Annotated in this window: 13 protein-coding genes and 5 pseudogenes; 13 read left to right on the forward strand and 5 right to left on the reverse strand. The window is 69.2% G+C overall.

Features of this window, described 5'->3' with window-relative positions:
* The 3 genes and pseudogenes from CC117_RS03240 to CC117_RS03250 all read left to right on the forward strand — a co-directional run.
* On the forward strand, positions 1–1,014 hold a 1,014-nt coding region (locus CC117_RS03240; protein ID WP_321572579.1), incomplete at its 5' end, for a group II intron reverse transcriptase/maturase.
* A gap of 106 nt (positions 1,015–1,120) precedes the next feature.
* Positions 1,121–1,561, forward strand: a pseudogene (locus CC117_RS03245) (DDE-type integrase/transposase/recombinase); the annotation flags it as partial.
* A 152-nt stretch (positions 1,562–1,713) separates the two neighbouring features.
* On the forward strand, positions 1,714–2,424 hold the full coding sequence (locus CC117_RS03250; protein ID WP_198541709.1) for an AraC family transcriptional regulator: 711 nt from the start codon (positions 1,714–1,716) through the stop codon (positions 2,422–2,424).
* Between the two features lie 74 nt (positions 2,425–2,498).
* On the opposite strand, the pseudogene CC117_RS40235 reads toward CC117_RS03250, so the two are convergent.
* A pseudogene (locus CC117_RS40235) lies at positions 2,499–3,251 on the reverse strand (IclR family transcriptional regulator).
* A gap of 71 nt (positions 3,252–3,322) precedes the next feature.
* Between CC117_RS40235 and pcaH the strand changes: the two are divergent.
* From pcaH to CC117_RS03290, 7 genes are read left to right on the forward strand one after another with little or no spacing between them, the layout of a single operon-like run.
* Positions 3,323–4,099 carry a protocatechuate 3,4-dioxygenase subunit beta gene (gene pcaH / locus CC117_RS03260; RefSeq protein ID WP_071082294.1) on the forward strand — a complete coding sequence of 259 codons (777 nt, stop codon included), beginning with the start codon at positions 3,323–3,325 and terminating at the stop codon, positions 4,097–4,099.
* The gene (gene pcaG, locus CC117_RS03265; RefSeq protein ID WP_071082295.1) at positions 4,096–4,650 is read left to right on the forward strand and encodes a protocatechuate 3,4-dioxygenase subunit alpha; all 555 of its coding nucleotides are present in this window, start codon (positions 4,096–4,098) and stop codon (positions 4,648–4,650) included. The genes pcaH and pcaG overlap by 4 nt, the downstream gene beginning before the upstream one ends.
* 3 nt (positions 4,651–4,653) lie before the next feature.
* Positions 4,654–5,880, forward strand: coding sequence for a lyase family protein (locus tag CC117_RS03270; RefSeq protein WP_071082296.1), 1,227 nt, complete (start codon positions 4,654–4,656; stop codon positions 5,878–5,880).
* A complete protein-coding gene (gene pcaDC / locus CC117_RS03275; protein WP_071082297.1) occupies positions 5,877–7,076 on the forward strand; it encodes a bifunctional 3-oxoadipate enol-lactonase/4-carboxymuconolactone decarboxylase PcaDC in 1,200 nt (399 codons plus the stop codon). The genes CC117_RS03270 and pcaDC overlap by 4 nt, the downstream gene beginning before the upstream one ends.
* Positions 7,073–7,768, forward strand: coding sequence for a 3-oxoacid CoA-transferase subunit A (locus CC117_RS03280; protein ID WP_071082298.1), 696 nt, complete (start codon positions 7,073–7,075; stop codon positions 7,766–7,768). Before pcaDC ends, CC117_RS03280 begins: the two co-directional genes overlap by 4 nt.
* The gene (locus tag CC117_RS03285) at positions 7,769–8,461 is read left to right on the forward strand and encodes a 3-oxoacid CoA-transferase subunit B (RefSeq protein WP_071082299.1); all 693 of its coding nucleotides are present in this window, start codon (positions 7,769–7,771) and stop codon (positions 8,459–8,461) included.
* Positions 8,458–9,642: a 4-hydroxybenzoate 3-monooxygenase gene (locus tag CC117_RS03290; RefSeq protein ID WP_071082300.1), complete on the forward strand. Its 1,185-nt coding sequence runs from the start codon at positions 8,458–8,460 to the stop codon at positions 9,640–9,642. The genes CC117_RS03285 and CC117_RS03290 overlap by 4 nt, the downstream gene beginning before the upstream one ends.
* A gap of 327 nt (positions 9,643–9,969) precedes the next feature.
* Here the strand turns inward: CC117_RS03290 and CC117_RS03295 are convergent, their stop codons facing one another.
* From CC117_RS03295 to CC117_RS40245, 3 genes and pseudogenes are all read right to left on the reverse strand, one after another.
* Positions 9,970–11,151, reverse strand: a complete 1,182-nt coding sequence (locus CC117_RS03295; RefSeq protein ID WP_071082301.1) for a thiolase family protein — start codon at positions 11,149–11,151, stop codon at positions 9,970–9,972.
* A 73-nt stretch (positions 11,152–11,224) separates the two neighbouring features.
* Positions 11,225–11,601: pseudogene (locus CC117_RS40240) on the reverse strand (carboxymuconolactone decarboxylase family protein).
* A 102-nt stretch (positions 11,602–11,703) separates the two neighbouring features.
* Positions 11,704–12,092 (reverse strand): annotated as a pseudogene (locus tag CC117_RS40245) (dioxygenase family protein); the annotation flags it as partial.
* Positions 12,093–12,162: 70 nt separating this feature from the next.
* Here CC117_RS40245 and CC117_RS03305 point away from each other — a divergent pair.
* Positions 12,163–12,921 carry an IclR family transcriptional regulator gene (locus tag CC117_RS03305; protein ID WP_071082302.1) on the forward strand — a complete coding sequence of 253 codons (759 nt, stop codon included), beginning with the start codon at positions 12,163–12,165 and terminating at the stop codon, positions 12,919–12,921.
* Between the two features lie 86 nt (positions 12,922–13,007).
* Here CC117_RS03305 and CC117_RS03310 read toward each other — a convergent pair.
* A pseudogene (locus CC117_RS03310) lies at positions 13,008–13,154 on the reverse strand (IS6 family transposase); the annotation flags it as partial.
* Between CC117_RS03310 and CC117_RS38560 the strand changes: the two are divergent.
* Both CC117_RS38560 and CC117_RS03315 read left to right on the forward strand, forming a co-directional pair.
* The gene (locus CC117_RS38560) at positions 13,113–13,895 is read left to right on the forward strand and encodes an ISAs1 family transposase (protein WP_241829791.1); all 783 of its coding nucleotides are present in this window, start codon (positions 13,113–13,115) and stop codon (positions 13,893–13,895) included. The pseudogene CC117_RS03310 and the gene CC117_RS38560 overlap by 42 nt on opposite strands.
* A gap of 169 nt (positions 13,896–14,064) precedes the next feature.
* Positions 14,065–14,554 (forward strand): reverse transcriptase domain-containing protein (locus CC117_RS03315; RefSeq protein ID WP_241829790.1); only part of this gene is annotated, 490 nt, incomplete at its 3' end.

Here is a 14,554-nt window from a genome sequence, read left to right on the forward strand (position 1 = left end):
CTGGCACGAGCACGCCGACGCGGTGACCCCGCCGAGGTGCGCCGGGTCCGTCAACGTATGCGTAACCTGCCCAGCTGCGATCCCCAGGATCCGGGCTACCGGCGGCTGCGCTATGTCAGATACGCCGACGACATCCTGCTCGGGTTCGCCGGACCGAAAGCYGAGGCCGAGGACATCAAACAGCGCCTGACGCGGTTCCTACGTGACGACCTCAGGCTGGAACTGTCACAGGACAAAACGCTGGTCACCCACGCCCGAACAGGCGCGGCACGGTTCCTCGGCTACGAGATCACCGTCCAGCACAATGATCGGCGAGTCACCCGCGGCCAACGGCACGTGAACGGCCATATCGGTCTTCGGGTCCCGCGATCGGTGATCAGGGAAAAATGTGCTCCGTATCTCCAGCGTGGCAAACCCGCGCGTCGAACCCAGGTGCTCCACCACGACGACTACGACATCGTCGCGGCCTACGGCACGGAGTATCGAGGCATCGTCCAGTACTACCTCCTCGCCGCGGACGTGAACCGTCTTGGCCGGCTGCGATGGGTCATGGTGACCTCGCTGCTCAAGACACTCGCGTCGAAGCACCGCTCGACCGTGACGAAAATGGCGGCGAAACATGCCGCGACCGTCACCACGCCGTACGGGCCACGAGCCTGCATGGAAGCAGTCATCGAGCGGACAGGTAGAAAACCCCTGGTCGCCAGGTTCGGTGGAATCCCACTGCGACGGCAGAAAACCGCGGTCATCCGTGACCGCGTCCCGCAATGGTTCGCTTACCCTCGCCGGGAAGTAGTCGAACGGCTGCTGACCGGCAGGTGCGAGCTGTGCGGGAGCGCCGGAGATATGCAGGTCCACCAGATCCGAAAACTCGCCGACCTCGGACCAGCCGGACCGGCCCAGCCCGCATGGGCCATGCTCATGGCACAACGACGCCGCAAGACTCTCATAGTCTGCGCCGCCTGCCACGAGCACACCCACACGGGAACAGCACCCGCAGCACTCACGGCATAAATCACTGGAGAGCCGGATGCTCGGAAACGAGCCAGTCCGGTTCGGCGGGAGGCCGTGGGGAAAAGGACCTGCCCAGCAGACACCTCGCCCCACGGCCCACCCTGYCGTGAAGGTCGCGGGCCGGTGGACGTATCTGTACCGGGCCGTTGACCAGCATGGCCAGGTCATCGACGTTCTCGCCAGCGAGCGACGCGACCAGCTCGCTGCCCGGCGCTTCTTCGTTCGGGCCCTGGCGCAGGAGCGCCGGCCAGCCGAGGTCACCACCGACAAGGCCTCGGTCTACCCGCGGATCCTCGACGAGCTGCTTCCCGGGGCCTGCCACGTCGACGCCGCGCGGGAGAACAACCGGATCGAAGCCGACCACGGCCGGTTGAAAGCGCGGCTCCGGCCGATGCGCGGGCTGAAACGCCTCCGCTCGGTCCAGACGATCAGTTCCGGGCATGCTCTGGTCCAGAACATCCGCCGCGRCCACTACGAACTCGCCACCGACACCGACCCACAGCTCCGGCTGGCAGCCGCATTCATGGAACTCGCCGCCGCGATCTGATCACCGCTCGGCAGGGTCAGCCATGCCCTGCCATCCCGTAACGCAACAGACCCCTGGATCTCGGCCGGCTCCGCTCCCGCGCCAGCCACAGACTTCTCGCCGTCCCGCAACGCCCGGCGTTCCACCACCTGCTCACGCTCAGCCGCGGGATTTTGCGGCACACCGTCGACTTCACCAGCTACACCCTCGAACCGGGTATGTGGCTGTGGGTCCGGCCCGGCCAGGTCCAGCAATGGGGCCAGCTCGCCGACCTGGACGGCACACTGATCCTCTTCCAGCCCGAGTTCCTCGATCCCGACACCGTCGCCACAGCCCGCCCGGATGACCCGCACGCGCCCGTCGTCTACGAACCGGTCGGCGATGACCGAGATCGGCTGACCGAATCCATCGGACACCTCGCCCACGCGTTCACCGCGCCTGGCCGGCTACCCCTCGACGTACGGCAAGCCGTGCTGCGGCACCTGCTCGCGGTGCTCCTGCTACGCCTCACCCACCTCGACGCCGTACCCGGCCAACCCGCTCCCGAACCGAACCACACCTTCGCGCGATTCCGCGACGCGGTGGAACGCGACTTCACCCGCACCCGCCGGCTCGAGGACTACGCCCGCGCACTCGGCTACTCCACCCGTACGTTGTCCCGCGCGACCCAGGCGGCGGCCGGCATCAACGCCAAGGACTACATCGACCGCCGAACCATCCTCGAAGCCCGCCGGTTTCTCGCGCACAGCGACAACAGCGCGGCGCAGATCGCCGCCCGGCTCGGGTTCACCAGCGCGACGAACTTCAACAAGTATTTCCACCAGCGCACCGGCAGCACACCGATCGGCTTCCGCACCGCGGTCCACAGCGACTATCAGCCATGACCGGCGTTCACCCGGTTGCACGGATCAAGGCGGCGGTTCTCTGCGCGCCGTCCTTGTGCCTGGCGGTGACAGGGCTATCGCGCCGTCGCGGTGCCGAGCTGGCGTGAGATCCCTGCGGCAGCTACCCGGAGCGCGGCGGTGAGCCGGCCGCGGTCGCGTTTGAGGGTCGGCACGACGACGCCGAGCGCGGCCACGACCTGCTCCCGGGAGTAGATCGGAACGGCGACGGAGCAGGCGCCCAGGGACATCTCCTCGACCGTCGTCGCGTAGCCGGTGCGGCGGATCTCCTTCAACTGCTCGCTCAACCGTCCCGGTTGAATGATCGTGTAGGGGGTGATGCGGGTGAGCGAGGCGAGGACACCGCAGGACTGCCTCCGGCGCGGAGGCGATCAAGATTTTCCCGACGCCGGTGGTGTGCATCGGCAGGGTCGATCCCACCGAGCTCACGACAGGTACCGAGGCCCGGCCCGCCATCCGTTCCAGGTAGAGCACCTCCTGGCCGTCGCGGCCAGATGGACCGTGGCGCGGGTGGCGGCGTAGATGTCGTGCAGGAAGGGCGCGGCTGCCTCGCGTAGCGTCGACTCGAACGGGGCGAGCAGACCCATCTCCCATAGCCGTCGGCTAATGACGTAATCGTCGCCGACCCGCGCCAGCGCGCCATGCCGCACAAGTTCCCCCGCCAGGCGATGGAGCGTCGTCAGCGGCAGCTCCGCCCGCCGCGCGACGTCCGACAGCGACAGCCGGGTGTGGTGCTCGTCGAACGCCGCGAAGATCGCCATGATCCGCTCCACGACGGTCGCCTCCGGGCTGCTCGTGTTTCCTGCCACGAGGACCAGTCTTCCACTGAGCGGAAGCGAACACGTTGGTGGTCGRCCGACTCGCTCCTACGCTGCGTCCCATGAGTGGTCCCGCCGCACCGACGCTCGGATCGCAGACCGTGATCAGCTCGGAGATCGCAGCCATCGCCGCCGGCTACCAGGAGACGGAGGGGGAGGAGAACCAGCCGCGTCTTGACTACCCGCCCTATCGAAGCACTGTGCTGCGACATCCCACCCATGTCCCGATCGAGGTCGACCCGGAGGCGATCGAGCGCTYGGCCCCCTGCTTCGGCGACCGCGATGTCGACCCACTGGAYGCCGACCTGACGATCGGTCACCCGGGCGAACCGATCGGCGAGCGGATCCTCGTCACTGGCCGGGTGGTCGACGGCGACGGCCGGCCGGTCCGGGGGCAGCTGATCGAGATCTGGCAGGCGAATGCCGCCGGGCGGTACGTACACCGGCGCGACCAGCATCCGGCACCCCTCGACCCGAATTTCACGGGCGCCGGACGGTGCCTGACCGACCAAGAGGGCCGGTACAGATTTCAGACGATCAAGCCGGGCCCTTACCCCTGGCGCAATCATCTCAACGCCTGGCGACCAGCGCACATTCACTTCTCGGTGTTCGGCACCTGCTTCACCCAACGCCTGGTCACGCAGATGTACTTTCCGGGGGATCCGCTCTTCGCGTTCGACCCGATCTACCAGTCGATCGTGGACCAGCGGGCTCGCGACCGACTGGTCGCGACCTACGACCACGACCTGACCAGCCATGAGTGGGCCACCGGCTACCGATGGGACATCGTTCTCACCGGCGGCCAGCGGACCCTTCCCGAGCTCGAGGTCGCGGTATGACGTTGATCGCGACGCCCGGCCAAACCGTCGGCCCGTTCTTCCATTACGGCCTCCCCTATGAGGGGGACCGCGATCTGGTGCCGCCAGGAAGCCCCGGATCAGTGGCGCTGCGGGGCCGAGTGTTCGACGGCGCGAGTAGCGGGGTGGCGGACGCGCTCCTGGAAATCTGGCAGACCAGCCCCGATGGGACCATTCCGCGCGGTCCCGGCTCGTTACGCCGCGACGGGTGGACGTTCACCGGCTTCGGGCGTGCGTCCACCGGCCGGGACGGCCAGTACGCGTTCAGCACCCTCGTGCCCGGCCCGGCGGATCCCGGCAGCGCGGCGTTCTTCGCCGTCACGATCTTCGCTCGCGGCCTGCTGCACCGCCTCTTCACCCGCGCCTACCTGCCCGGCGACCGTGCGGCGCTCGCCGCCGACCCGCTGCTGGCCTCGCTGCCGGCGGAGCGCCGTCAAACTCTGATCGCGGCGCGCGGCGAGCGGGGCTTCGTGTTCGACATCCACCTGCAAGGCGCACAGGAGACCGTCTTTCTACGGTTCCCGGGCCAGTGACCCGTGGGTGATCTCTTCTGGCCGGGTGACGAGCGCGCCGGCGACCTCGCCAGTGAGGTGGCGTGGCTGGCGGCGATGGTGCGGGTCGAGCAGGCGTGGCTCGACGCCCTCGCACGGGCGGGGATAGCTCCCGGCACCGTCGAACTGACCGGGCTCGTCGGACCTGATGACCTGGCCGAGGTGGCCCACGTGGCCGAGGGCGCAGGGAATCCGGTGCCGGCGCTCGTGGCCCTGTGGCGCGAGCGGGCCCGCGGGCTGGGCGCGGCCTGGGTGCATCGGGGCCTCACCAGCCAAGACGTGATCGACACGAGCCTAGTCCTGATGCTGCGCGACGCGGCCGAACGGGTACACCGTGAGCTGCATGACCAGGTCACCTCGCTGGTTGTCCTGACTCACGCCCACCAGGGAACACTGATCGCGGGGCGGACGCTAACCCAGCACGCCGTACCGACTACCTTCGGAGCCAAGACGGCCGGCTGGCTGACCGGAGTGCTCGACGTCGCCGATTCCCTCGCGCGGATACCGCTGCCGGCGCAGTTCGGGGGCGCGGCCGGGACACTGGCGGCCGTGGTCGAGCTGGCCAGACTGCGCGGCGTCGCGGACCCGGTCGCGGTGACCACCACGGTCGTGGCGGATGCGGCGTCCGCGCTCGCCCTGCGAGCCGCACCTCCGTGGCACACCACCCGCACGACCTTCACAGCAATCGCCGATGCACTGGTCACTGGCACCGACGCCTGGGGGCGCATTGCCACGGACGTCGCCACCCTGTCCCGTCCGGAGATCGGCGAACTGCTCGAGCGAGCGGTCGACGGTCGTGGGGGGTCGTCGACCATGCCGCACAAGCGCAACCCGGTGCTGTCGGTGCTCATCCGGCGCGCGGCACTCACGGCGCCGGCGCTGGCCTCGACGCTGCACCTTGCTGCGGCCCTGGCCGGGGACGAGCGTCCGGATGGCGCATGGCACACCGAGTGGCCCACCGTGCGCGAACTCGCACGCCGCGCCGTCGTCGCGGCGAGCCACACCAGCGAGCTGCTGCGCGGGCTGCGGGTCGACGACGCTCGGATGCGGGGCGCAGCCAGGGCCGCGTGGCAGGACCTGACGGCGGAACGCCGCTCGATCGCCGCGTTCGTCGGGAAGGCGCCGCCCGACGACGACTACCTCGGTGCCGCCGACGCAGTGATCACCGCTGTGCTCGCGCGAGCGAACGCCTACCTGGAGGCCAGACAATGACCGTCCCCCAGATCACTGGTGTCGAGCTCGCCGGCCGCCTCGACCTGCCCCTGCTGGTCGTAGGTCCGTCGCTGGGCACCTCGTCGACCGCGCTGTGGTCCAAGGTCGCCGGTGCACTCGGCGACAGTTTCCACGTCGTCGGCTGGGAGCTGCCCGGCCACGACGGCGCACCCGTCGACGAGCCCTTCACGATCGCCGAGCTGGCCAGGGGTGTACTTCACTACGTGGAAGACGTGACGGCGGCTCGCGGCGACGGCGAGGCACGGTTCGCCTACGCCGGAGTCTCGCTTGGCGGCACAGTCGGCCTCGCTCTTGCGCTGGACGCGCCGGACCGGGTGCGTCACGCGGCGCTGCTGTGCACTGGCGCGAAGATCGGCGAGGCGGCGGCATGGCGGGACCGGGCCGCGACCGTCCGCGCGTCCGGCTGTGCGGCGATGGTCACCGGTTCGACGCAGCGCTGGTTCGCCCCCGGGTTCCTCGACCGCGAGCCGGGCGTTGCCGCTGAGCTGCTACGGGATCTGGTCGAGGTCGACCCTGAGGGCTACGCGCAGGCGTGCGAGGCGCTCGCCGCCTTCGACGCCCGGGAACGGCTCGCCGACATCGAGACGCCCGTGCTCGCGATCGCGGGAGCCCACGATGTCGTGACACCACGGGCAACGCTCGAACAGATCGTCTCGAAGGTGCCGGACGGGCAGCTGGCCGTGCTCGACGACGTCGCGCACCTCGCCCCCGCGGAAGCCCCCCACCAGGTCGCCGACCTCCTTCGCGGCGCGCTGTCCACGCCGCCGCCCACGGAGGCGCCCACCATCACGGACGTTTACAACGCCGGCATGGCCGTGCGCCGCCAGGTGCTCGGCGACGCCCATGTCGACCGGGCGACCGCGGCGGCGACCAGCTTCACGGCCGAGTTCCAGGAGCTCATCACCCAGTACGCCTGGGGCACGATCTGGACCCGACCGGGCCTCGACCGACGCAGCCGCTCGATGATCACCCTCACGGCGCTCATCGCCCGCGGCCACCATGACGAGCTCGCGATGCACCTACGCGCGGCGCTACGCAACGGGCTCACGACCGACGAGATCAAGGAGGTCATCCTGCAGAGCGCGATCTACTGCGGTGTGCCGGACGCCAACACCGCGTTCCGGATCGCCGCGCAGGTGCTCGCCCAGGAGACCGACACCGAGGCCGGCCGATGAGCCGGGCACTAGTGCTGGACACAGCCGACGAGGCAGTCGCTGGGATCGAGGACGGGTCCACGGTTCTCGTCGGCGGGTTCGGTCTGGCCGGCATGCCGTTCGACCTCATCGACGCGCTGATCCGGCAGGGCGCGGACGACCTCACCATCGTGTCCAACAATGCCGGCAACGGGACGGTAGGCCTGGCGGCGCTCCTTGAGGCCGGCCGGGTACGCAAGGTGATCTGCTCGTTTCCCCGCCAGACGGACTCCTACGTGTTCGACGGTCTCTACCGCGCGGGGAAGGTCGCCCTGGAGGTCGTGCCGCAGGGAACCCTCGCCGAACGGCTCCGCGCCGCCGGCGCCGGGATCGGGGCGTTCTTCTGCCCAACCGGGGTCGGTACCCCGCTCGCCGAGGGCAAGGAGACCCGCGTCCTCGGTGGACGCACCTTCGTTCTCGAGTACCCCATCTCCGGCGACGTCGCGCTGATCAGCGCCTTCAAGGGCGACACCCTCGGCAACCTCGTCTACCGCAAGACCGCCCGCAACTTCGGACCAGTCATGGCCACCGCCGCTCGCACCGTCGTCGCCCAGGTCAACGAGGTCGTGCCCGCCGGTTCACTCGACCCCGAGGCCGTGATCACTCCGAGTATCTACGTCGACCGGCTCGTCGCGGTCCCGGCCCGCCGGTACATCGTCGAGGGAGCCCGTTAGATGGCAGCGAGCAGCAGCATCCCGAAAGACCACTCTGCGGCAATCGAGCACACCGACCGAGGCCCGCTCACCGCCGACGAGTTGGCCGCGCTGATCGCCAGGGACATTCCCGCGGGGTCCTATGTGAACCTTGGCATCGGCCAGCCCACCAGGGTCGCCGACCATCTCGGCCCCTCCAGCGGCGTCGTCCTGCACACCGAGAACGGCATGCTCGGGATGGGTCCTGCCGCCGCCGGCGAGCAGGTCGACCCGGACCTCATCAACGCCGGCAAGCTGCCCGTCACCGAACTGCCCGGCGCCGCGTACTTCCACCACGCAGACTCGTTCGCGATGATGCGCGGCGGTCACCTCGACGTCTGCGTGCTCGGCGCGTTCCAGGTATCCGTCACCGGCGACCTGGCCAACTGGCACACCGGCGAGCGGGACGCCATCCCCGCCGTCGGCGGCGCGATGGATCTGGCCATCGGCGCCAAGGACGTCTACGTGATGATGACGCTGTTCACCAAGGACGGCGCCCCGAAGGTCGTCCCGGCCTGTACATACCCCCTCACCGGCGTCCGCTGCGTCACCCGCATCTACACCGACCTCGCCGTCCTCGACGTCACACCTCACGGCGTCGTCGCGCGACAGACCTTCGGCGCCTCCATCGCCGAGCTGCAGGCACGCCTCAACATCACGATGGACACGCCATGACCACGATCGCCAGCACCACCCGCACCCAGGTCGCCATAGTCGGCGGCGGCCCCGCCGGCCTGATGGTCTCCCACCTGCTCCACCTCGCCGGGATCGACAGCGTCGTGATCGACAACCGGGCCGTTCGCACCATCGAGACGACACACCGCGCCGGAATTCTGGAACGCGACAGCGTACGTCTTCTGGTCGACTCGGGACTGGACCGCGTCCTGCGCGACGGCCACCGGCACGAGGGCATCTCGCTGCGCTTCCGTGGGCTCAGCCACCGGATCGACTTCGAGAACCTCGCGGGTGCCTCGTGCTGGCTCTACCCCCAGACCGACATCTTCATCGACCTCCATCGCGCCCGCACCGCCGACGGCGCCGATCTGCGATTCGGCATCACCGACACTGAGGTCGTCGACATCCTGAACGCTCCCCGGGTGCGCTACACCGACGCCACCGGTCACCGACACGAGATCGCCGCCGACCTGGTCGTCGGCGCGGACGGCTCCCGCAGCATCTGCCGAAGTCTGATTCCTGGGGTGACGCAGTACTTCCGCGGATACCCCTACGCCTGGTTCGGCGTCCTCGTCCAGGCACCCCCGAGCGCCCCCGAGCTGATCTACTCCCGGTCCCGCGACGGATTTGCACTGATCAGTCAGCGCACCGAGTCGGTGCAGCGGATGTACTTCCAGTGCGACCCATCCGAGAATCCCGACGAATGGTCCGATGACCGGATCTGGAACGAGCTGCAGACCCGGCTCGCCGGCGAGGACGGCTTCCGTCTCAAGGAAGGGCCGGTCATCGAACGGACCGTGCTGCCGTTCCGCAGTTTCGTCCAGACCCCGATGCGGCACGGCAGACTGGTCCTCGCTGGCGACGCCGCGCACACCGTGCCCCCGACCGGCGCGAAGGGCCTGAACCTCGCGCTCGCCGACGTTCGGCTGCTCGCGGACACCATCCAACAGGCGTTGACCAAGAATGACCTCACCGTGCTGGAGCATTACACAGCCCGGGCCCTCGACCGGGTATGGAAGGCGCAGCACTTCTCGTACTGGATGACGACCATGCTCCACCGCGCCGAAGACTCCAGCGAGTTCGACGAGCAGCGCCAGCTCGGCGAGCTCACCACCCTCGTCGCCTCGACGGCCGGATCCACCTACCTCGCCGAGGGATACACCGGCTGGCCCGGCCGTTGACACATCCCTCTCTGCCGCCCTGTGGAGATGGTCAACGTGACGCCGAATGCGGCCTCGAGCGGGCCGCGGACCCTGACCAGGTCGCTCTCGTGCGGGCCACGGTGACTTCACCACGGTGAAGTCCGGGGCCCCCGCACTGGGAGGATTAGATCGCCTGCGGCTACTGACCGTGGGGGTGGCCCTGTGACGTGGCCTCGGTCCCAGCGGCCCCGCCGCTGGGACCGAGGCCACGTCACAGGAGGACCGAAGGACGGGGTCGCCGGGACCGAGGGGCTCCTGTGGCTGTGAAGGTGGGAGTGTCACCTACGAAAGCCACTTGTGCCGGTCTCACGCCGTCGTGGTGTTCTCCAGGACGACCGCGAGACCCTGGCCAACACCGATGCAGATCGCGGCGACCCCCCAGCGCTCACGGCGCTCACGCAGCACCTTGGCCAAGGTGCCCAGCACGCGCCCGCCCGAGGCGCCCAGCGGATGACCGATCGCGATCGCGCCGCCCCGAGTGTTGACGATCTCAGGGTCGATCCCCCAGGCGTCAACGCAGATCAGCGACTGCACCGCGAACGCCTCGTTGAGCTCCACCGCGCCCACCCGCTCCCAGCCGATCCCGGCCCGCCGCAGCGCGATCGAGGCTGCCTCGACGGGCGCATAGCCGAACGATTGAGGCTCCAGCGCGTAGGTGCCACGGCCGGCGATCCGGGCCAACGGCCCGCGTCCGATCGTCGCCGCGGCCTGCTCCGACCCGAGCAGAACGGCCGACGCGCCGTCGCTGAGAGGCGAGGCGTTGCCAGCCGTGATTGTCCCGTCGGGACGGAACGAAGGCCGGAGACCGGCGAGCTTCTCCGCCGTGGAGTCCGCTCGGATGCCCTCGTCCCGGACCAGGTCCACGCCCTCGACAGGGACGACCAGATCGTCGTAGAAACCGTCCGCCCAGGCGGCAGCTGCGAGCCGGTGCGACCTGAGCGCGAAACCGTCCTGGCGCTCCCGGCTGACGCCGTGCCGGTCGCCGAGCTGCTCGTTGGCCTCGCCCAACGAGACCGTCCACTCCTGTGGCATCCGTGGGTTGACCAGCCGCCACCCGAGTGTCGTGGAGACCGCGGTGACGTCGGCTGCCGGGAAGGCGCGCGTCGGCTTCGGCAGAACCCACGGGGCACGGGTCATCGACTCCACACCGCCAACAAGTACGACGGCGGCGTCACCGGTGTCGATCTCACGGGAACCGATCATCGCGGCGTCAAGCGAAGAGCCGCAGAGCCTGTTGACGGTGGTGCCCGGCACGCCGACGGGTAGCCCGGCGAGCAGAGCGGCCATCCGGCCGACGTTGCGGTTCTCCTCACCGGCGCCGTTCGCGTTGCCCCAGACGACCTCGTCGATCGCCTCAGGATCGAGGCCCGGAGCCTGCGCCAGTACCGCCCGCATGGCCCCGGCTGCCAGGTCGTCGGCGCGCACCCCGGCGAGCCCGCCGTTGAAGCGGCCGAAGGGCGTGCGGACTGCCGCGTAGACAAAGGTCACCGCTGCGAACTCCTGGCCTGGTCACGGGGCACCCTTGCCCTGGGCTCCCGGTCGGAGGCCACCTGGTCGACAATCAAGACGTCGGCTCCTCGGCCGGAATCTCTGCGGTGACGCGGAAAGCGGTGTTGGGCGTCCGGGACGCCACAGTAGATCGCGCTCTGCAGGATGACCTCCCTGATTTCATCGTGCTTAGCCGTTGCGCAGCGCCGTGCGGACGTGCGTGGTGAGCTTCTCCCGATGACCGTCGGCGGTGAGCGCCGTGAGCATGATCATCGAGTGGCTGCGGCTGCCGAGGCCGGGGCGGGTCCAGATGGTGTCCCAGGCAGCGGGTCCAGATGGTGTCCCAGGCATAGGTGGGGGTGGGCTCTTGAAAATCCGCGGTGAAGGTGGTGATGGCCGCCGTCGCGCGGTCGATGTGGCACCACCGAGGACCTCGTGGCGCACGACCATGCCGGCGTCGTAGATCTCCGTCCCGGGGAGACGACGGCCGGGCGTAAAGGAGGAAGTTGCGCGCAACAGGTCGGCGACCCGCTCCGGAGCCTCGGCGGGGGCCTGGTGCGCGACGCGCCCGGCGGCGTTGGCCTGCCGGATCTCCACGAGCTGCCCGCGGACCGGCCGTCCCCCGCCGTCGGTGATCCGGCCGGTCACGATGATGCGCTCACCGATCGGCTCCCCGGCAGGGCCGATCGGTGAGGCCAAACTCCATGGGATCGACATCGCCGACCCCGAAGCAGGGAGCCCCGCTCGATCGTCTCGGGATCGACGGTGTGCGGCGGCCTGAGTGGATACCGCAGGCGGCTGATGCGGTAGGGCGGGTAGTCCAGACGCGGCTGGGTCTCCTCCGCACCCGCGTGCTGACTGTCGGCCCTGATGCCCGCGATCTCGGCGCTGATCACGGACTGCGGCTCCAGCCCGGGGGCCGACGCGGGAGAGCTGCTCATGAGCCGGCAGCGTAGGACCGGCGCATGCGGAAGCACACATACCTTCTCCGCTCAGTGGAAGAATTCGTCCATGGCGGGAAACACCGGCACCCCAGGAGCGACGGTCACGGGACGGATCATGTCCATCCTCTCCGGCTTCGACGAACACCACCCACGCCTGTCGCTGACGGAGATCGCCCGCCGCGCCGACCTCCCGCCCGCCACGGTCCATCGGCTCGTCGCCGAACTCGTGCGCCACGGCGCCCTCGCCCGCGCCGACGGCGACTACGTCATCGGCCGCCGGTTGTGGGACCTCGGCCTGCTGGCCCCCATCCAGTCAACCCTGCGCGAGACTGCCTCGCCGTTCCTGCACGACATCCACGCCGCCACCCGCGCCACGGTCCATCTCGCTGTCCGTGACGGCCATCAGGTGCTGTACGTCGAACGGATGTCCGGCCTTGCCTCGGTCCCGGTCGTCAGCAGCGTCGGCTCGACGCTGCCGATGCATGCGACCGGTGTCGGCAAGGTGCTGCTCGCGCACGCGCCCGAGGACGTCCGCCACCGTGTCCTCTCCTCCCTGACCCGGGTCACCCCTTACACGATCACGCAGCCGGGCCTGCTGCTCAAACAGCTGGAGCGGGTCCGCCACGAGGGCTGGGCCACCACGGTCGAGGAGATGTCTCTCGGCGCCTGCTCCGTCGCCGTGCCGGTCCGCCGCGAGGACGAGGTGGTCGCGGCGATCGGTATTGTCGCGGCGACCATTCGGCGTGACCGGGGCCGCCTCACCGCCGTGCTCCAGGTCGCCGCCCAGGGAATCGCCCGGCAACTCGGCGGCATCCCCCCACGGTAAGCCGACGTCCCGGCGCCGCACCGCCCGCCCCGGCGGTGTTGCGTTCGTAGATGGCAGAGCATGCCAGCGGCCATGGTGACCTTCGGTCAGATCGCGGCGGCGAGTTCCATGAATGCGGCTGCCAGCCGGAGCTGTGGGTCGGTGTCGGTGGCGAGTTCGTAGTGGCCGCGGCGGATGYTCTGGACCAGAGCATGCCCGGAACTGATCGTCTGGACCGAGCGCCGGACGCCTCGACGTTCCGCCGGGTGTTCGCGGCCCTCGACGCTGACGCGCTGGACACGGCGCTGGGAACGTGGGCCACCACGGCGACCAGCCCGGACCCGGGGATACGGCGGCGGGTCGCGGTCGACGGCAAGACCCTGCGGGGTTCCCGTACCGGCGAGGTCTCGGGTCGGCGTCTCCTCGCCGCGTTCGACCATGACACCGGTGTGGTGCTGGGCCAGGTCGCGGTCGACGCGAAATCCAACGAGATTCCCACGCTGCCTGTCCTGCTCACCGGCCTCGACCTGACCGGCGTGATCGTCACAGCGGACGCGTTGCATACCCAGACCGAGACCGCCCGCTGGCTGATCAGCCGCGGGGCGCATTACATCCTGACAGTGAAGGCGAACCAGTGCGCCACGAGGCGCTCCGATGTATCCCCACCGCAGGTGGGACAGACTCGAAGGGAGGTCTGCTGGGTCCGATGGCTTACCTGGAGCCGAAAGGCGAAGGGGACAAGAGCATGCCAGGAAACCGGTGGCCGGGTCCAGATGCCAGGGACGGCGCGCCGGGGGACCCGCGCGGTATGGCGAAGGCTTGACTGCTTGAACCCAATCTCCAGCGGCAGCAATTTACTGCGACCGGAAAGGCATCTGAAACCGGTGCCCGTCGTGCCGGGGGTGTACTGGTTCACCCCGGGCAACCTATCGCGGCGGGAGCGATGTCCGACGAGGGCATTCAAGGAGATGAGTGGGCGCCTACAGCCGCGCTAGATCGTATGTCGGAGACGAACGTGGGATCACCGTCCCAGTACGGCTGGCGGTGACGGAGTGCCCGTAGTAGTCGCCGGAGTCACGACCGGCCTGGGAGGACGGGAAGGCCGTCCACAGGGCGAAGGGGCACAGGCGATGCGGATGACGAGAGACGGAGGAGGTATGCGGAATGCAGAGCGCCGACACGGTCCTCGCTGTCCTGCGTGACAGGGGCGGAAGGAAACTTTCGTTGGAAAGACTGTATCGGCAGCTGTTCAACGAGCAGCTGTTCCTCATGGCCTACGGGAAGATTTACGCCAACGATGGCGCGATGACACCCGGGGTCGATGGCAAGACACCCGACGGGATGAGCCTGGATACCATCCGGGAGATCATCGAAGGGCTGCGGGCCGAGCGTTACCGGTTCACACCTGCCCGCCGGGTCTATATCCCCAAGAAGAACGGGAACCTGCGGCCCCTGGGGCTGCCGTCCTGGTCGGACAAGCTGGTCGGTGAGGTGGTGCGCTTGCTGTTGGAGGCGTACTACGAGCCGCAGTTCTCGGCCAGGTCGCATGGTTTCCGGCCTGTCCGGGGCTGTCACACCGCTCTCGACGAGATCGCTTCGACGTGGACCGGCACGACCTGGTTCATCGAGGGCGACATCGCCGACTGCTTGGAGC

It is taken from the genome of Parafrankia colletiae, from assembly GCF_001854655.1.
GTDB classification, from domain to species: domain Bacteria; phylum Actinomycetota; class Actinomycetes; order Frankiales; family Frankiaceae; genus Parafrankia; species Parafrankia colletiae.